This is a genomic window from Pseudomonas sp. Pseusp49 (assembly GCF_059491875.1).
On sequence record NZ_CP168514.1, the window covers coordinates 5,523,414 to 5,541,740 of the forward strand.

Consider the following 18,327-nt stretch of genomic DNA (forward strand, 5'->3'; position numbering starts at 1 on the left):
GGTGTTTACGGAACCGAGGCGCGGTATACTGCCGCGCCTTTTTAGCGTCGCGCCAGCATGCCCGGCGTGCCTTGTGACCTTGAGGGTCAGCCTCAAGCCTCAAGCTTCAAGCGACAAGTTCAGAGCAATACGCGTATTGCTTCAGCTTGCCGCTTGCCGCTTATGGCTTGTAGCTGCCCTACAGAATGTTCCCGTCTTTTAGAGGAGCGCGACTCATGACCGTGATCAAGCAAGACGACCTGATTCAGAGCGTTGCCGACGCCCTGCAGTTCATTTCCTACTACCACCCCGTGGATTTCATCCAGGCGATGCACGAAGCCTACCTGCGCGAAGAATCGCCAGCGGCCCGTGACTCCATGGCGCAGATCCTGATCAACTCGCGCATGTGCGCCACCGGCCACCGCCCGATCTGCCAGGACACCGGCATCGTCACCGTGTTTGTCCGTGTCGGCATGGACGTGCGCTGGGATGGCGCCACCATGGGCCTGGACGACATGATCAACGAAGGCGTGCGTCGCGCCTACAACCTACCGGAAAACGTCCTGCGTGCTTCGATCCTCGCCGACCCGGCGGGTGCTCGCAAGAACACCAAGGACAACACCCCGGCCGTCATCCACTACTCCATCGTTCCGGGTAACACCGTGGAAGTGGACGTGGCGGCCAAGGGCGGCGGTTCCGAGAACAAGTCGAAGATGGCCATGCTCAACCCGTCCGACTCGATCGTCGACTGGGTGCTCAAGACCGTTCCGACCATGGGCGCCGGCTGGTGCCCACCGGGCATGCTCGGCATCGGTATCGGCGGCACCGCCGAGAAAGCCGCCGTCATGGCCAAGGAAGTGTTGATGGAATCCATCGACATTCACGAGCTGAAAGCTCGCGGCCCGCAGAACCGCATCGAAGAAATGCGCCTGGAGCTGTTCGAGAAGGTCAACCAGTTGGGCATCGGTGCCCAGGGCCTCGGTGGCCTGACCACCGTGCTCGACGTAAAGATCATGGACTACCCGACCCACGCCGCTTCGCTGCCGGTGTGCATGATCCCGAACTGCGCCGCCACCCGTCACGCGCACTTCGTGCTCGACGGTTCCGGCCCGGCCTCGCTGGAAGCGCCACCGCTGGACGCCTACCCGGAAATCGTCTGGGAAGCCGGGCCGTCGGCCCGTCGCGTCAACCTCGACACCCTGACCCCGGAAGACGTGCAGAGCTGGAAGCCGGGCGAAACCGTCCTGCTCAACGGCAAGATGCTCACCGGTCGCGACGCTGCGCACAAGCGCATGGTCGAGATGCTGAACAAGGGCGAAACCCTGCCGGTGGACCTCAAGGGTCGCTTCATCTACTACGTCGGCCCGGTCGATCCGGTCGGTGACGAAGTGGTTGGCCCGGCAGGCCCTACCACCGCCACGCGGATGGACAAGTTCACCCGTCAGATCCTTGAGCAGACCGGTTTGCTGGGCATGATCGGCAAGTCCGAACGCGGCCCGACCGCGATCGACGCGATCAAGGACAGCAAGGCCGTGTACCTGATGGCCGTCGGCGGCGCCGCTTACCTGGTCGCCCAGGCGATCAAGAAGTCCAAGGTTCTGGCGTTTGCCGAACTGGGCATGGAAGCGATCTACGAGTTCGAGGTCAAGGACATGCCGGTGACCGTAGCGGTCGACAGCAAGGGCGAGTCCGTACACATCACAGGTCCTGCCATCTGGCAGAAAAAGATCAGTGACAGCCTGGCGGTGGAAGTGCAGTAAGCACTTGACCGCTGACTAAAAAAAGCCGCGCTGTTTGTATGACAGCGCGGTTTTTTTTTACCTTCTAATCACCAACCCCCGGGGACTGGCCTACCATCACTTTCAGTGAGTGGTTTTAAGCGCACGAAGCCCCTATCGTGCCTCGCCAAAGGCCTAGTTTTGAATGTCCGTTACCTACCTGCCGCTGGAAGCCTGGAATAAGCATTGGACGCTCGACGGCCCGCTGGTGCGCTGTCGGTTGTGCGGGAGCGTTCAGGACCTCATGGACGCCGGAGCCTTTCAACATGCACTCGGCTGTAAAGCCTGGGAGCTGCAAGCCCAATACCCCTGCCGTGAACTCGCTGCGCTGCTGCAGCAGAAAATCCAAGCGGGGTTATTTTGATACGCGCCATTCTCGAGGGCGGTACATGTGTGAGTGCTGGTCAGTCGAAGCGTTTCGCAGTGAAACTGCTTGGGAATGTTCTCGGGATAACGCTGTAAAAGGCGACTCATAAGCAGCCACTTACCCGCCGAACTTCCCCTGAGCATGTGAAATGTTTCTCCGTGAAACTCTCATGCGTTTTCACCGGTTCACCCTCTAGCGAACCCGTGGAGCCAATCAGGATACTGGTGACCAACCGTCTGACCAGACCGGGCTAGCCAACAGAATGCATGAAGCACACCTGAACTATGATGATCTGAGTAACTCCGGGAGCTCGGTAGTTTCGTTGGGGAAACTGACAGATGAACTGGAACAGATGAGACGAAACGTAAATCGTTGAAAGCTCAAGGTATCCACTCGGGAGCAGTGAGATGAGATCTGGCGCAAGATAGTCCGCATGCTATCTTGCGCCTCCTATCTTTTGTCCGATTTACGTTCGATGCTCCCGACCTCCAGATCCCTGCGCCTGACGCTCTACACCTTGCTCATCATCGCCGGCGCCGCCATCGCCGCGACCCTGGCCATGCGCCACGCCGTGCGCCAGTCAATGGTCGAAGACGCCGCCCGAGCCAATCAGCAACTGGCGCTTTATGCCACATCGCTGCATACCCTGATCGAACGTTACCGCGCCCTGCCCGCCGTGCTGGCGCTGGACCCGGAGTTGCGCTCGGCGCTCAAGGGGGCGGTGAGTCCCGGGCAGCAGGATGCGTTGAACCGCAAACTGGAAAAGATCAACGGCGCCGCCGAATCCTCGACCCTGGAATTGCTCGATCGCACCGGCCTCGCGGTGGCGGCGAGCAACTGGCGTTTGCCCAGCAGTTATGTCGGCCACAACTACGGTTTCCGTCCCTATTTCAACCAGACCCGCACCCAGGGCACCGGACGTTTTTACGCGGTAGGCGTGACCAGCGGGATTCCCGGCTACTTCCTCTCCAGCGCGGTCAGCGATGACGACGGGCAGTTCCTCGGCGCCATGGTGGTGAAACTGGAATTTCCCGAGCTGGAGCGCGAGTGGCGCCAGGGCAGCGACACGCTGTTGGTCAGCGACGCGCGCGGGATCATCTTCATCGCCAACCAGCCGGGCTGGCGCTATCGCCTGCTCAAGCCGCTGAGCGACAGCGATCACGCCGAACTCAAGGCCACCCGCCAGTACGACAAGCAGCCGCTGACGCCGCTGGAGTTTCAATCGTTGCGGCGTTTCGACGAAAACAGTGACCTGGCGCGGGTCGATGGCCCGGACGGCAAGGCGGATTACCTGTGGGAATCCCTGCCGCTGACTGCCGAGGGCTGGACCCTGCATCTGCTGCGTCGCCCGCAAGTCGCCTTCGAAGACAGCCGCAATGCCGCCCTCGCTGCGGCCGGCTTGTGGCTGACCCTGGTGTTCCTGCTGCTGTTTCTCAATCAGCGCTGGCGCCTGGCCAAGCTGCGCCAGCGCAGTCGTGAAGAACTCGAACAACTGGTGGAAGAGCGTACCCGCGACCTGCGCACCGCCCAGGAGGGCCTGGTGCAGTCGGCCAAACTCGCGGCGCTGGGGCAGATGTCCGCCGCCCTGGCCCATGAGATCAACCAGCCGCTCACCGCCCAGCGCATGCAGCTGGCGACCTTGCGCCTGCTGCTCGACCACGGCCGGGTCGACGACGCCTACAAGGCGCTCAAACCGGTGGATGAAATGCTCACGCGCATGGCCGCCCTCACCGGCCACCTGAAAACCTTCGCCCGCAAAAGCCCCAGCGGCTTGCGCGAACGCCTGGACCTGGCGGCGGTGGTGGACCAGTCGCTGCAACTGCTCGACACCCGTCTGCGCGACGAACAGGTCAGCACCGTGTTGCACCTGACCCGCCCGGCCTGGGTGCGCGGCGATGCGATTCGCCTGGAACAGGTGCTGATCAACCTGCTGCGCAACGCCCTCGATGCGATGCAGGACAAACCCTGCAAACGCCTGGAAATCCGCCTCGAAGCCGACGAACAATTGTGGCGCTTGAACGTGATCGACAACGGTGGCGGTATCGCCGAAGAGAACCTGCCCAAGGTCTTCGATCCGTTCTTCACCACCAAACCGGTGGGCGATGGCCTGGGCATCGGTTTGGCCGTATCGTTCGCCATCGTTCACGAATCCGGCGGGCGCTTGAGTGCCGACAATCATGACAAGGGTGCCGTGTTTACCGTGACCTTGCCCATCGACCTGGAGGTGCATGAACCATGCTGAACTCAGTGATGGTGGTCGACGACGAAAGCAGCATCCGCAGTGCCGTCGAGCAATGGTTGAGCCTGTCGGGATTCGAGGTGCAGTTGTTCAGCCGCGCCGATGAATGCCTGGCGCAATTGCCCAGGCACTTTGCCGGGGTGATTCTCAGCGATGTGCGCATGCCCGGCATGACCGGCCTGGAACTGCTGGCCGAGGTGCAACGCCGGGACGCCGATTTGCCGGTGATCCTGTTGACCGGCCACGGCGACGTACCGATGGCTGTCGAGGCCATGCGCGACGGCGCCTACGATTTCCTCGAAAAGCCCTTCAGCCCGGAAACCCTGCTCGGCAGCCTGCGCCGCGCCCTCGACAAGCGCCGGCTGGTGCTGGAAAACCGCGCACTGCACGAGCAGGCGGACAACCGCGCCAAACTCGATGCCACGCTGCTCGGAGTGTCCCGTGGCCTGCAGACCCTACGCCGGCAGGTGCTGGACCTGGCAGCCCTGCCGGTGAACGTGCTGATTCGCGGGGAAACCGGTAGCGGCAAGGAGCTGGTCGCACGCTGCCTGCATGACTTCGGGCCGCGAGCCGACAAGCCTTTTGTCGCACTCAATTGCGCGGCCATCCCCGAGCAGCTGTTCGAGGCCGAACTGTTCGGTCACGAGAGCGGTGCGTTCACCGGGGCGTCCGGCAAGCGCATCGGCAAACTCGAATACGCCGACGGTGGCACGCTGTTTCTCGATGAAATCGAAAGCATGCCGCTGGCCCAACAAGTGAAATTGCTGCGGGTGTTGCAAGAGCAGAAGCTTGAGCGACTGGGTTCGAACCAGAGCATTCGCGTGGATTTGCGCATCATTGCCGCGACCAAACCGGACCTGCTCGACGAAGCGCGGGCCGGACGTTTTCGCGAAGACCTGGCCTATCGCTTGAACGTCGCTGAACTACGCCTGCCACCCTTGCGCGAACGCCGTGAAGACATCCCGTTGCTGTTCGAATCCTTCGCGCAAAACGCGGCTGAACGGCTGGGACGTAAATTTCCACCGCTGAGTGGTGCGCAGTTGAGTCACCTGCTGAGCCACGACTGGCCGGGTAATGTGCGCGAACTGGCGAACGTCGCCGAGCGTCAGGTGTTGGGGCTTGGTGAGCCTGTACCGGCAGGGATCGAGCCCGGTCAGTCACTGGCGGCGCAGCAGGAGGCTTTCGAGGCGCAATGCCTGCGTGCGGCATTGACCCGGCACAAGGGCGATGTGAAAGCGGTGCTTGAAGAACTGCAACTGCCGCGCCGGACCTTCAATGAAAAGATGCAGCGGCATGGGTTGAGCCGGGAGATGTTTCTCGGGGAATGATTTTCAGGATCAAAAGATCGCAGCCTCCGGCAGCTCCTACCACCCTGTAGGAGCTGCCGAAGGCTGCGATCTTTTCGGCGGATTTCCGCTCATCCACCCCCACACACAAGCGGATTTCCGCTCACCCAAACACCACCACCCCTCTAAACCGGCCCTCTCCCCCTTGGCACAGCTCCTGCTATAGCCCCTGCAGGCTGCGTTTAACCGCGCTCCACAAAAACAATTAAATGAAGGATCCTTCAATGGATAACTCCAACTCCCTGCCGCTTGGGTCGGCTGCCGTGCCGGCCAAAGAAAGAACCACGTCCAGCCGCATCAAATCGATCTTCAGCGGCTCCGTCGGCAACATGGTCGAGTGGTACGACTGGTACGTCTACGCCGCCTTCTCCCTGTACTTCGCCAAGACGTTCTTCCCCAAGGGCGACACTACCGCCCAATTGCTCAACACCGCCGCGATCTTCGCCGTGGGCTTCCTGATGCGTCCGATCGGTGGCTGGCTGATGGGGCTGTATGCCGACAAGGTCGGGCGCAAAAAGGCCCTGATGGCCTCGGTGTACCTGATGTGCTTCGGTTCGCTGCTGATCGCCCTGAGCCCGAGCTATGAAGTCATCGGCATCGGTGCGCCGATCCTGCTGGTGTTCGCGCGCTTGCTGCAAGGCCTGTCGGTGGGTGGCGAATACGGCACCTCCGCCACTTACCTCAGCGAAATGGCGACCAAGGAACGTCGCGGCTTCTACTCCAGCTTCCAGTACGTGACCCTGATCTCCGGCCAGCTCATCGCCCTGGCGGTACTGATCGTGCTGCAACAATTGCTGACCACCGAAGAGCTCTACGCCTGGGGCTGGCGCATCCCGTTCGCCATCGGCGCGCTGTGTGCCGTGGTGGCGTTGTACCTGCGTCGCGGCATGGAAGAGACCGAGTCCTTCACCAAGAAAGAAAAGGCCAAGGAAAGCGCGATGCGCACCTTGATGCGTCACCCCAAGGAACTGATGACCGTGGTCGGCCTGACCATGGGCGGCACCCTGGCGTTCTACACCTACACCACGTACATGCAGAAATACCTGGTGAACACCGTCGGCATGAGCATTTCCGACTCCACCACCATTTCCGCCGCCACGCTGTTCCTGTTCATGTGCCTGCAACCGATCGTCGGCGGGCTGTCGGATAAAATCGGTCGCCGGCCGATCCTGATTGCCTTCGGCATCCTGGGCACCCTGTTCACCGTACCGATCCTGACTACCCTGCACACCATCACCACCTGGTGGGGCGCGTTCTTCCTGATCATGGCGGCGCTGATCATCGTCAGCGGCTACACCTCGATCAACGCCGTGGTGAAAGCCGAACTGTTCCCGACCGAAATCCGCGCCCTGGGCGTGGGCCTGCCGTACGCATTGACCGTCTCGATCTTCGGCGGCACCGCTGAGTACATCGCGCTGTGGTTCAAGAGCATCGGCATGGAGACGGGTTACTACTGGTACGTGACCGCGTGTATTGCCGTGTCGTTGCTGGTGTACATCACCATGAAAGACACCCGCAAACATTCGCGGATTGTCACCGACTGATCGCCGACCGGCGCTCACTGCAACGGTGAGCGCCAGGCCCTTCGCGAACGGGTTCGCGAAGGGCCCCATTCGTCTCCCCCTCCACCAGGATAATCATCGGTTAATGCACCGGCAGCAGCCTGCAGCTGAGTGCATCCAGATCGACAGGACGCACGTATATCCGTTACAGGCCTCGAAGGAGTGCCTGAACGTACCCATAGCGAACGTACCTGGAGTACCTGCCATGAAAACCCGATTGATCCTCGCCCTGACCCTTTCCGTGCTGGCTGCCAATGCCTTTGCAGCCGACGGCTACGACAAGACCGGTTCGGCCTCCTACGGCTCCGGCACCAGCGCGGCCATCGAACACGCCCATTCGGGCACCTATGCCGCCGATGGCTTCGACAAAACCGGCAGCGCTGAAGCTATCGGCTGAATGTGGAGGGAAATTCACAGCCCGGCTTCGGCCGGGCTTAGTCTTTTTTGGAGGAACACAAAGCCTGGTAATCACATAAAACCAGTGGGAGCGGCGGTGCGACGATTCGACTTGCTCGCGAAGACGGCGGCAGATCCAACATCAATGTGACTGGCACACCGCTTTCGCGAGCAAGCCCGCTCCCACAGAGCGATCTAATCAATCCAGGTACCGAATCCGACTGGAAATCTGCGCCGCGTGCTTGCACCATGAGCGTCTCCCGCACGTTCTGGAACACAGCCCAATGCCCGACGACATCCACTTCTACGAACCCGCCAACGGCCACGGCCTGCCCCACGATCCGTTCAACGCCATCGTCGGCCCGCGTCCCATCGGCTGGATCTCTTCACAGGATGCCGAGGGCCGCTTGAACCTGGCGCCCTACAGCTTCTTCAACGCCTTCAACTACATCCCGCCGATCATTGGTTTTTCCAGCGTCGGACGCAAAGACAGCCTGAACAACATCGAACAGACCGGCGAATTCGCCTGGAACCTGGCCACCCGTCCACTGGCCGAGCAGATGAACCAGTGCAGCGCCATGGTCAGGCCTGAGGTCAACGAGTTCGAACTGGCCGGCCTGACGACCGTTGCCTCGAAGGTCATTCAGGTACCACGGGTGGCCGAAAGCCCGGTGTCCTTCGAGTGCAAGGTCACGCAGATCATCCAGTTGCAGCGGGCGGACGGCAATGTGGTGCCGAGCTGGCTGATCCTCGGCGAAGTGGTCGCCGTGCATATCGCCAAATGGCTGTTGAAGGACGGGGTATACGACACCGCCGCAGCAGAACCGATTCTGCGCGGCGGCGGGCCGGCGGATTATTTCCAGCTGGGGCCTGAGGCGTTGTTCAAGATGTACCGCCCGGGGGCGGTGAAGTGATCACCAGAGCAGGTCGGTGTTTTCCTTGACGTCCTTGAGGCGGGTCAGCTCCCTGGCGGCCGCATCATCGGCCTCGTGGGCCGTTTTGAAGGTCTGGCCTTCCAGCACTTTGTGAAACCGCGGGGCGCCGGCACCACCCAGCGCTTTGACGGCGATAGCGGCGTGGTAGCCGCCCTCGCCCGGTACTACAGCGGAAACAGCTTCGAAGTGATCAAAGGCTTTACGTGCCATGTCGCGAATCCTGGCTGGTTGAGAATGCCGTCATTAAACCCTCAACCGGCCAGTTTGTGTACCGTCAGTCCGGACTGACCGAGGGCCTGCGCCGATGAAACCTCCTTGAAGGTGTGGAAATCCAGACTGTTGACCACCAGTTCCTGCACCAGCTCGGCAAAAATCTCCATCGCCGGCGTGCTGAAGTAGGCGGTCATGGCCTGTTGATCGCTCCAGAAACCGGACACCAGCCACAGTTCCGGATCGCACTGCGAATGCTGCAAGGCGAAGCTCAGGCAGCCTGGCGCTGCGCGGGACGGTTCGATCAGGGCGCTGAGGCGCACACCGAGTTCCGTCGAGCGCCCGGCGCGCGCCCGAACGAAGGCCATATGACTGACGGGGATCTGCTTGGACATGTTCAACCCTCCCGGGGAGTCGCGTGGCAGCCGTGGGACGGGCTGCGACAGGATCAAAGGTTAAGGGCCACGGCCCGGGTGCCGTTAGTCGATTCCTGCCGGTGCATTGCACGATCCTGCGAAACTTCCTGTAGGAGCTGCCGAAGGCTGCGATCATTTGATCTTGAAAACAAAATCAAAAGATCGCAGCCTTCGGCAGCGCCTACAGGGGTTGGTGGGAGGCAGGGACTGCCTGTGATGCGCTGGCTGGAAGTCACCCCAGGCAGAATCAGGCAAGCATCCGGCAGGATGTGTCTACCGCTGCCGCTTGCACAAACTTATGCTCTGCTCCATTCCCTCCATGCCTGCCGAGGATGCCGCGCATGACGTCGCTCGATCACTTTCAAGCCCCGCTGGACACCGACATGGAAAAGCAGCGCGCGGAACTGGCGGCGATCATCCGCCGCAACACCGCCGAAGATGGCAGTTATGCCACGGCCATCGGCTCGCTGTTCATGTCCCGCCACAGCCAGTCCCACGAGTTTGCCCCGGTGCTGGCGCAACCGGCACTGTGCATCATGGCCCAGGGGCGCAAGGAAGTTCAGTTGGCCAACGAGTACTTCAACTACGACCCGTTGAACTACCTGGTGGTCTCGGTCTCGATGCCGCTCAGTGGACGGGTGGTGGATGTCTCGGCCGAAGAACCGATCCTGGCCCTGCGCCTGGACATCGATCCGGCGGAAATCACCGCGCTGATCGCCGACGCCGGCCCCCTCGGCGTGCCCTCCCGGCCGACCGGGCGCGGGCTGTATGTCGAGCGGCTCGACACGGCCATGCTGGATGCCGTGCTGCGCCTGGCACGGCTACTGGACACGCCGAAAGACATCGCGATGCTCGCGCCGCTGATTCGCCGGGAGATCCTCTATCGACTGTTGCGCAGCAAGCAAGGGCATCGACTGTACGAAATCGCCATCGCCAACAGTCAGAGCCATCGCGTCAGCCAGGCGATCAAATGGCTCAATGGCAATTTCGAACAGCCGTTGCGCATCGATGATCTGGCGAAGGAAGTGAACCTGAGCGTGTCGACCCTGCATCACCGCTTCAAGGCGATGACGGCGATGAGTCCGTTGCAGTATCAGAAGCAGTTGCGCCTGCAGGAAGCACGGCGGTTGATGCTGGCCGAGGGGCTGGAAGCTTCGGCGGCGGGGTATCGCGTCGGGTATGAAAGCCCTTCGCAGTTCAGCCGGGAGTACAGCCGGTTGTTCGGCGCGCCGCCGCTAAGGGATCTGGCGCGGTTGCGGCTGACGGTCTGATCAGGAGGGTGTGGTGTTGCGGATGGCGCTATCGCTGGCAAGCCAGCTCCTACAGGGGAATATTGGTGAACACCCAATTGTGTGAACACCGACGGCCCTTGTAGGAGCTGGCTTGCCAGCGATGGGCTGCACAGTAGCCCCTGAAAATCAGGCCCCCAGTACCCGGCAAGCCTCCGCCGGCAAGGTCACCGACACCGGGTGACCGACGCTCAGGCCAAAGCCCTGGCACGGCGTGCTCAGCGCGGTAAACGACACCCCGGAACACTCAACCGTGGTCTCGATGGTCGCGCCGATATCGCGCACGAAGGTCACCTTGCCCAGCAAGCGGTTGCCCGCCGTCACCTGCGGCGCCGACAGTTGCAGGTCTTCGGGACGAATCAGCATCTTCACCTTTTCCCCTGCCGCAACGCTCGTGCAGATCGGCACTTGCAGCGCATCGCCACCCGGCAGGCTGACCTTGCCGTTGCCCAGCGCCGTGGCCGGGAAGATGTTGCCCGAACCGATGAAGTCCGCGACGAACTCGTTGGCCGGGTGCCGGTAGATTTCAATCGGCGTGCCGACCTGCTGCACCCGATGCTCACCCAGCACGACCACGATATCGGCCATGGTCATGGCTTCACGCTGGTCGTGGGTCACCATGATGGTGGTGATGTTCAGGCGCTGTTGCAGTTGACGGATTTCCACCTGCATCGACTCGCGCAGCTTGGCGTCCAGCGCCGACAACGGTTCGTCGAGCAGGAGGATTTTCGGGTGGTTGGCAATCGCCCGGGCAATCGCCACACGCTGGCGTTGTCCACCGGAGAGCTTGGCCACCGGACGATCGATCATCGCTTGCAACTGGATCAGTTCCAGCAACTCCACCACCCGCGCCTGCTGGTCAGCCTTGCTGACCCCGCGCAGTTTCAGCGGATAGGCGATGTTCTCACCCACGGTCATGTGCGGGAACAGCGCCAGGGACTGGAACACCATGCCGAAGTTGCGCAGGTGCGCCGGGGTGTGACCGATGTCTTCACCGTCCAGGCGGATCTCGCCGCCGGTCAGGGTTTCAAGGCCGGCAATCATGCGCAGCAACGTGGTTTTGCCACAGCCCGAAGGGCCGAGGAAACACACCAGTTTGCCCTCGGGCAAGTGCAGGTTCACATCGGTTACCGCGCAGGCCGAGCCGTAATGTTTCTCGACGTTTTCCAGAATCAGACCAGACATTTGAAGTACCTCAAGAAATCAGAACGAAACGCCACCTTCACCAACCAGCTTCTCCAGCGCCCAGATCAGGACGAAGTCGATCAGCACGATCAGCACGGCAAACGAAAATACGGTTGGGTCGAGCGAGGACACGGTGCGGCTGTACATCCAGATCGGCACGGTCATCACATCAATGGTGTAGAGGAAATAGGTCACGGTGAATTCGTTGAACGAGACGATGAACGCCAGCAGCATGCCCGCCAGGATCCCCGACTTCATCAACGGCACCACCACATCGACAATCGCCCGCAGCGGTGAAGCACCGAGCATCTGCGCGGCCTCCTCGACTTCGCTGCCGATGGAGAGCATCGCGGCCGTGCAGTTCTTCACCACGAATGGCAGCGCCAGGATCACGTGGGCAATCACCAGGCGCGAGGTGGTCATCTGGAACGGCAGGCTGTCGAACACCAGCAGCAACGCCAGCCCCAATACCACCATCGGGAATACCAGTGGCAACGACATCAATTGCAGGGCCACGGCCTTGCCACGGAACTCGCAACGGGTCAGGGCATACGCCGCCGGTACGGCGATGATGGTCGCGAACACCATGGTCAGGCAGGACACCATCAGGCTGGTGGTCATGGCTTTGCCCAGGCTCAGCACATCGCTGGCGTCCGGCGACACGAAGGTATGCCAGGCGGCCTTGTACCATTGCAGGCTGTAGCTGCTCGGCGGGAAGTCGAGGTTCGACGCGCCGCTGAACGACATGACGATCATGGTCAGGATCGGCAGCACTGCCAGCAGCAGGATGAAGCCGGAAAGGATGCCGGCGAACTTGCCGGTCTCGCCGGGCAACAGCCCATAACGTTTCTTGGTCAGGGTGCTCATTGGGAAGCCTCCAGCATGCGCCGACGACGGCCAGTGATGTATTCGGACAAGGTCATGATCGCGAGGGTGGTGACGATCAGCACCACACCGGCGGCGGACGCGGCGGGCCAATTCATCAGCGGGGCGATCTGGTCATGCACCATCACCGCCAGCATCGGCACGCGCCGGCCACCGAGCAGCAAGGGCACCACGAAACTGCTGGCGTTGTAGGCGAACACCAGGGTCGCACCGGTAATGATCCCCGGCAGACTCATCGGCAATACCACCTGGCGGAACACCTGGAAGCGACTGGCGCCGAGGGTGGCCGCGGCTTCTTCGTAGCTGCGGGCGACGCCGCGCATGGCGCTGGCGATCGGCAACACAGCCAGCGGGAAGGCGGTTTGCACCAGGCCCATCAACACGCCGTTCTGGTTGTACAACAGCATGATCGGGCGCTTGATCAGGCCCAGGCCCATCAGGGTCTGGTTGAGCATGCCGCCTGGGCCGAGGATCACCAGCCAGCCGTAGCTTTGCAGCAGCAGGTTGACCAGCAACGGCAGCAATACCGCCGCCAGGAAGATCCGTCGCACGAACGGCGAGGTCAGGCGCGACATGGTGTAGGCCACCGGGATCGCCAGAATCACTGCGATCACCGCGCTGATCAGCGCCAGGCGCAGGGTCAGCATCAGCGACTTGAGATAATAGGGTTCCAGCAACTGGGCGTAGCTGGCCAGGCTGAACCCGGACCATTCCGCGCCTTTGGTGCCCACGCTCATGCGCAGTACCAAGAGGCTCGCGGCAATCAGTACGCCAAGAAACAGCATCGACGGCGTGAGGAAAAACCAGGCGCGCGTCGTTGGCGAAACACCCCGAGCAGCGCGCACGGGGGCGGCACTCACCGGATGGGTCAGAGGTTGGTGTTCCATAGCAAAGGGTCTCGTCAATGGAAGATCAAGCGCAGGAATGCGGGTGTGGTAGCCGGTCCCTGTAGGAGCTGCCGAAGGCTGCGATCTTTTGATTTTCAAAGATCAAGATCAAAAGATCGCAGCCTTCGGCAGCTCCTACAGGAGTATCCAGTCAACCTTCAGACCTGTGCCGCGATGAGGTTCGAAGAACCTCCCCGCTATTCAGATCAGGAAGAAAAGATTTCCGTGTAACGACGAATCCATTGGTCATGCACAGTCGCCAGGAAGGCGTTGTCGTGCATGATCGCCTTCTCGGCAATCTGCTCCGGCGTGAGGATGTACGGGCTCTTGCGCGCTTCGGCGGAGATGATCGCCTTGGCGTTGACCGGGCCGTTGTAGATGTCTTCAGCCATCTTGCCCTGCACCAGTGGGTCCAGGGAGTGGTTGATGAAGGCATAGGCCATGTCGGTATCGCCCGGACGGTTCTTCGGCATCACCGACAGCATCAGGTCGGTGTAGAAACCTTCCTTCATGCCAAAGGTCGCGCCCAGACCGTAGTTCGGATCGCGGATCTGTTTCGGGAAGAACGCCGGTGCGTACAGGCCACCCATGTCCAGGGAGCCGGTGCGGAACAGTTCGGCGATCTGGTTCGGGTTTTCACCCAGGGTCACCACACGATCTTTCAGCTCGGCGAGTTTCTTGAAGCCCGGTTCAATGTTGTGCTCGTCACCACCGGCCAGTTTGGCGGCGATGATGATCAGGTCCATGGCCTCGGTCCAGTTCGGCGGCGGCAGGAAGATGTTCGGGGCCAGTTCCGGGTCCCACAGGGCCGCATAGCTGGTCGGAGCTTCTTTCTGGGTGCGGGTGCTGTAGACCAGGCTGTTGCACCACAGCAGGTAACCGATACCGTGGCCATTGGCGCCGGTGCGGTACTTCTCCGGTACATCGACCAGGTTGGGAATACGGTTGAGGTCGGGTTTTTCCAGCAGGTTGGCGGCGGCCAGACCTTCGGCGCCCACGCCTGCAAGGGTGATGATGTCGTACTGCGGACGATCACCGCCGGCCTTGAGTTTGGCGACCATTTCCGAGGTACTGCCGGTGCGGTCAGCGATGACCTTGCAGCCGTACTTGTCTTCGAAAGTCGCGGCGATGTTGCGCAGTGCAGCCAGGCCGGTGTCATCGGACCAGGTCAGCAAACGCAGGGTCTTGCCGGCAAAACGTGTGTCGCTGGCATTGGCCTTGATGAACGGCATGCTCATGGCCGCTGCTGCAACCGAGGCTACGCCCACGGTCTTGATAAATTGACGTCTGTTCAGATCATGCTCGCCCATTACGGACTCCCTTTGTTTTTGTAGGTATAAGGCAGGTCGAAACTGTTGCATCCGCGCGACTGGATTAGCGTTGGCCCCTCTATTTTCGGGGGGTTGGCTGAACCAGTGAGTTCATCCTGAGGTTGTGTAAAACACCTGACTATCGATAAAAATTCATTGAAGCCATGACGCCAGCGCATGCCTTCTTTCGGGGCATGCGGATGGCTTTTCTGTAGGAGCGAGCCTGCTCGCGATGGACGCAAGGGCACCGCGCTCATTCAGGTACCCCGCGTTATCGTTGACGTCCATCGCGAGCAGGCTCGCTCCTACAGGTGATCGGTGTCAGACAGCCCGGATCACGTGTTTGATTTCCTGGAAAGCCTGCAAGCCCCACGGCCCCAATTCGCGGCCGATGCTGCTCTGCTTGTAGCCGCCCCAGGCGGTCTGCGGGAAGATCACCTGCGGTGCGTTGATCCACACAAGCCCCGCCTGCAGAGCGTTGGCGACGCGGTCGGCAGCCTCGGCATTGCGCGTGACCACACTGGCGACCAGGCCGAACTGGCTGTCGTTGGCCAGGGCAATCGCCTCGGCTTCAGAGGCGAAACTGCGCACGCAGATCACCGGGCCGAAAATCTCTTCACACCACAACGCACTGTCGAGGGGCACTTCGGTGAAAACCGTCGGCTGCAAAAAATATCCGCGCGGCAGGTCCGCCGGGCGATTGCCACCGCAAACCAGTTTGGCGCCAGCGCTCAAACCACGATCGATGTGACCCAGGACACGCTGGTATTGCGCCTGATTGACCAGCGCGCCCATTTCCACGTTCGGGTCGAACGGGTCGGCCACGCGAATCGCTTCGGCACGGGCCTTAACGCGGCTGAGGAATTCATCGGCCAGTTCATCGGCGACCAGCACGCGGCTGGTGGCGGAGCACATCTGCCCGGCGTTGAAGAAACCACCGCCGCAAGCCACTTCCACCGCCAGGTCGAGATCGGCATCGGCCAGCACCAGCAGCGATGATTTGCCGCCCAGTTCCAGGCTCACGCCTTTGACGGTTTCCGCCGCCCGCTGCATGACCTGCACACCAACGGCATTACTGCCTGTGAAGGAAATTTTCGCGATACGCGGATCCGCCGACAATGGCGCGCCAACAGCCAGGCCGGTGCCACACACCAGGTTGAACACGCCTGCCGGCAAGCCGGCCTCAGCGATGATCGTTGCCAGCTCCAGTTCTGGCAGCGGCGTCACTTCCGAAGGCTTGAGCACCACACAGCAACCGGCGGCCAAGGCTGGGGCGAGTTTCCAGGCGGTGGTGACCATCGGGAAGTTCCACGGCACGATCAGGCCGACTACGCCGCACGGCTCACGGCGCAGGCGCGCACTGAAGTCGTCGCTCGGCAGTTCGATGGCGCTGTCCTGCTTGGCGTCCAGCCCTTCGGCCAGACCGGCGTAGTACTCGAACGTGGCGATCACGTCATCGACGTCGATCGCGGCTTCGAATTGCGGCTTGCCGTTGTTGCTCGACTGCAAGTGCATCAGTTTTTCACGGTTGGCCTGCACGCCCGCGGCGATTTTGCGCAGGATGGCAGCGCGTTCGGCGCCGGTGGTTTTCGACCAGCCGGCGAACGCCTGGGTCGCCGCGCTCACCGCTTGATCAACCGCACGCTCATCGCCGCCATTGACCGTGGTCAACAGGGCCTCGGTCGCCGGGTTGATGACGCGCAGGTGTTCATTGCCGGCCGACCATTGGCCATTGATGTACAGGCCATCCAGGGTAGTCGGGAAAGTCATTTCGACACCGCCTTCATCCACTCGGCCTGGTCGATTTCAATCAGGGTCGGGCCCTGGCGATCGTGGGCCACACGCAATGCGCCGCGCAATTGCTCGACACTGCTGACGGCTTCGGCCGCGCAACCCAAGGCCTTGGCCACACCGATGAAGTCCGGGGTGTAGATGTCCACGCCGACCGGCTCGATGGCACGGTTGACCATGTATTTCTTGATCTCTTCGTAGCCCTGGTTATTCCACAGCAGCACGATGACCGGAGTGCGCGCTTCAACGGCGCTGGCCAGTTCCGGCAGGGTGAACTGCAGGCCGCCGTCACCGATCAGGCACACCACGGGTGGGCGGCTGCCGCTTTCAGTGCTGCCGCCGAGCCAGGCGCCAATCGCTGCCGGCAAGGCATAACCGAGGGTGCCGTAACCGGTGGACGAGTTGAACCAGCGACGCGGGCGCTCCGGATTGAACGTCAGGTTGCCGGTGTAGACCGGTTGGGTCGAATCACCGACGAACACCGCGTCCGGCAGTTCGTGCAGGACAGTTTCGAGGAAACGGGTCTGGGCCAGGGTCGGTGCGTCCCAGGTCGCGGCCAGGTCTTCACGCAGACGGGCGGCCCGTACCTGGCCCCAATCGTTGCGGCGCTCGGCCAGGGATTTATGCGACAAGGCGCTGAGCAAAGCCTGGGCAGCGTTGCGCGAGTCGGCCACCAGTGCCACGTGCGGCGGGTAGTTGCGCACGGTCTGGTCCGGGTCGATGTCCACGCGCAGCAACTTGCCAGGAATTTCGAAGCCACCGGCGAAGGTCACGTCGTAGTCGGTCTCGGCCAGTTCGGTGCCGATGGCCAGGACCACGTCGGCCTCGGCGACCAGCGCACGGGTGGCGACCAGGCTCTGGGTCGAGCCGATCAGCAACGGGTGGCCGGAGGCGAGCATGCCCTTGGCATTGATGGTCAGTGCGACCGGTGCGTCCAGCAGTTCGGCCAGTTCGGTCAGCTCGGGCGCCGCGTCGATGGCACCGCCACCAGCGAGAATCAGCGGACGCTTGGCGTTGGCCAGCAATTCGGTCATGCGCGACACGGCACTCGGCGAAGCACCGGCGCGGTCGATGTTGACCGGCAGGCTGCTGAGCAGCTCGTCAGCGTCTTCGACCAACACGTCCAATGGAATTTCAATGTGCACCGGACGCGGACGGCCTGCCTGGAACAGCGCAAAGGCGCGAGCCAGCACAACCGGTAATTCCGAAGCCGACATCAGGGTGTGGGAGAACGCCGCGACACCGGCGCACAGTGCGCCCTGGTTCGGCAGTTCATGCAGCTTGCCACGACCGCCGCCCAACTGGCTGCGCGATTGCACGCTGGAGATCACCAGCATCGGGATCGAATCGGCGTAGGCCTGGCCCATGGCGGTGGTGATGTTGGTCATGCCAGGGCCGGTAATGATGAAGCACACGCCCGGTTTGCCGCTGGTGCGGGCGTAGCCGTCGGCCATGAAGCCGGCGCCCTGCTCATGGCGCGGCGTCACGTGGTTGATGCTCGAACGGGCCAGCCCGCGATACAGCTCCACGGTATGAACCCCCGGAATGCCGAACACCTGCTCGACTCCGTAGTTTTCGAGTAACTTGACCAATACTTCGCCGCACGTCGCCATGTCTTTGCCCTTTTTGTTCGTTTGAGACGCCGGGCATGCGCTGTGTTTATGATGGATTGGCAGGCCCGGGAATGGCCTCATTGGAACGGGCGACACGTAGCCGCAACAATGGATAAAAAGTCATACTAGCCATGTCCTC

The 18,327-nt window shown here is 61.8% G+C and carries 16 protein-coding genes; 8 read left to right on the plus strand and 8 right to left on the minus strand.

The window, feature by feature from the left end; translation table 11 throughout:
• The first annotated feature begins 215 nt into the window (after positions 1-215).
• From ACEN83_RS24530 to ACEN83_RS24560, 7 genes are all read left to right on the plus strand, one after another.
• The gene (locus ACEN83_RS24530; protein ID WP_116581080.1) at positions 216-1,739 is read left to right on the plus strand and encodes a fumarate hydratase; all 1,524 of its coding nucleotides are present in this window, start codon (positions 216-218) and stop codon (positions 1,737-1,739) included.
• A 163-nt stretch (positions 1,740-1,902) separates the two neighbouring features.
• Positions 1,903-2,121, plus strand: a complete 219-nt coding sequence (locus ACEN83_RS24535; RefSeq protein WP_007978473.1) for a hypothetical protein — start codon at positions 1,903-1,905, stop codon at positions 2,119-2,121.
• Between the two features lie 478 nt (positions 2,122-2,599).
• Positions 2,600-4,366 (plus strand): sensor histidine kinase, encoded by a 1,767-nt coding sequence (locus tag ACEN83_RS24540; RefSeq protein ID WP_495578663.1) that lies wholly within the window; start codon positions 2,600-2,602, stop codon positions 4,364-4,366.
• A complete protein-coding gene (locus tag ACEN83_RS24545) occupies positions 4,360-5,691 on the plus strand; it encodes a sigma-54-dependent transcriptional regulator (RefSeq protein WP_495578664.1) in 1,332 nt (443 codons plus the stop codon). The genes ACEN83_RS24540 and ACEN83_RS24545 overlap by 7 nt, the downstream gene beginning before the upstream one ends.
• Before the next feature lie 242 nt (positions 5,692-5,933).
• Complete coding sequence (locus ACEN83_RS24550; RefSeq protein ID WP_007978480.1) at positions 5,934-7,253, plus strand: MFS transporter; 1,320 nt, start codon at positions 5,934-5,936, stop codon at positions 7,251-7,253.
• A 223-nt stretch (positions 7,254-7,476) separates the two neighbouring features.
• The gene (locus ACEN83_RS24555; RefSeq protein WP_218482116.1) at positions 7,477-7,668 is read left to right on the plus strand and encodes a hypothetical protein; all 192 of its coding nucleotides are present in this window, start codon (positions 7,477-7,479) and stop codon (positions 7,666-7,668) included.
• A gap of 283 nt (positions 7,669-7,951) precedes the next feature.
• Complete coding sequence (locus ACEN83_RS24560) at positions 7,952-8,581, plus strand: flavin reductase family protein (protein ID WP_116581085.1); 630 nt, start codon at positions 7,952-7,954, stop codon at positions 8,579-8,581.
• Here the strand turns inward: ACEN83_RS24560 and ACEN83_RS24565 are convergent, their stop codons facing one another.
• Together ACEN83_RS24565 and ACEN83_RS24570 are read right to left on the minus strand one after the other, a co-directional pair.
• Positions 8,582-8,812: a hypothetical protein gene (locus tag ACEN83_RS24565; RefSeq protein WP_102698409.1), complete on the minus strand. Its 231-nt coding sequence runs from the start codon at positions 8,810-8,812 to the stop codon at positions 8,582-8,584.
• Positions 8,813-8,853: 41 nt separating this feature from the next.
• Entirely contained in the window at positions 8,854-9,207 is a 354-nt protein-coding gene (locus tag ACEN83_RS24570; RefSeq protein ID WP_495578665.1) for a putative quinol monooxygenase, read from the minus strand.
• Positions 9,208-9,569: 362 nt separating this feature from the next.
• Here ACEN83_RS24570 and ACEN83_RS24575 point away from each other — a divergent pair, with 362 nt between their 5' ends.
• A complete protein-coding gene (locus ACEN83_RS24575) occupies positions 9,570-10,499 on the plus strand; it encodes an AraC family transcriptional regulator (protein ID WP_218482113.1) in 930 nt (309 codons plus the stop codon).
• Between the two features lie 147 nt (positions 10,500-10,646).
• Here the strand turns inward: ACEN83_RS24575 and ACEN83_RS24580 are convergent, their stop codons facing one another.
• From ACEN83_RS24580 to ACEN83_RS24605, 6 genes are all read right to left on the minus strand, one after another.
• Complete coding sequence (locus ACEN83_RS24580; protein ID WP_495578666.1) at positions 10,647-11,702, minus strand: ABC transporter ATP-binding protein; 1,056 nt, start codon at positions 11,700-11,702, stop codon at positions 10,647-10,649.
• Positions 11,703-11,720: 18 nt separating this feature from the next.
• The gene (locus ACEN83_RS24585; protein ID WP_007986104.1) at positions 11,721-12,569 is read right to left on the minus strand and encodes an ABC transporter permease; all 849 of its coding nucleotides are present in this window, start codon (positions 12,567-12,569) and stop codon (positions 11,721-11,723) included.
• Positions 12,566-13,474 carry an ABC transporter permease gene (locus tag ACEN83_RS24590; RefSeq protein ID WP_007978497.1) on the minus strand — a complete coding sequence of 303 codons (909 nt, stop codon included), beginning with the start codon at positions 13,472-13,474 and terminating at the stop codon, positions 12,566-12,568. The genes ACEN83_RS24585 and ACEN83_RS24590 overlap by 4 nt, the downstream gene beginning before the upstream one ends.
• A gap of 206 nt (positions 13,475-13,680) precedes the next feature.
• Entirely contained in the window at positions 13,681-14,784 is a 1,104-nt protein-coding gene (locus ACEN83_RS24595) for an ABC transporter substrate-binding protein (RefSeq protein WP_104449254.1), read from the minus strand.
• Between the two features lie 321 nt (positions 14,785-15,105).
• The gene (locus ACEN83_RS24600; RefSeq protein ID WP_495578667.1) at positions 15,106-16,554 is read right to left on the minus strand and encodes an aldehyde dehydrogenase family protein; all 1,449 of its coding nucleotides are present in this window, start codon (positions 16,552-16,554) and stop codon (positions 15,106-15,108) included.
• Positions 16,551-18,188, minus strand: coding sequence for a 5-guanidino-2-oxopentanoate decarboxylase (locus tag ACEN83_RS24605; RefSeq protein ID WP_429561592.1), 1,638 nt, complete (start codon positions 18,186-18,188; stop codon positions 16,551-16,553). The genes ACEN83_RS24600 and ACEN83_RS24605 overlap by 4 nt, the downstream gene beginning before the upstream one ends.
• Between the last annotated feature and the right edge of the window lie 139 nt (positions 18,189-18,327).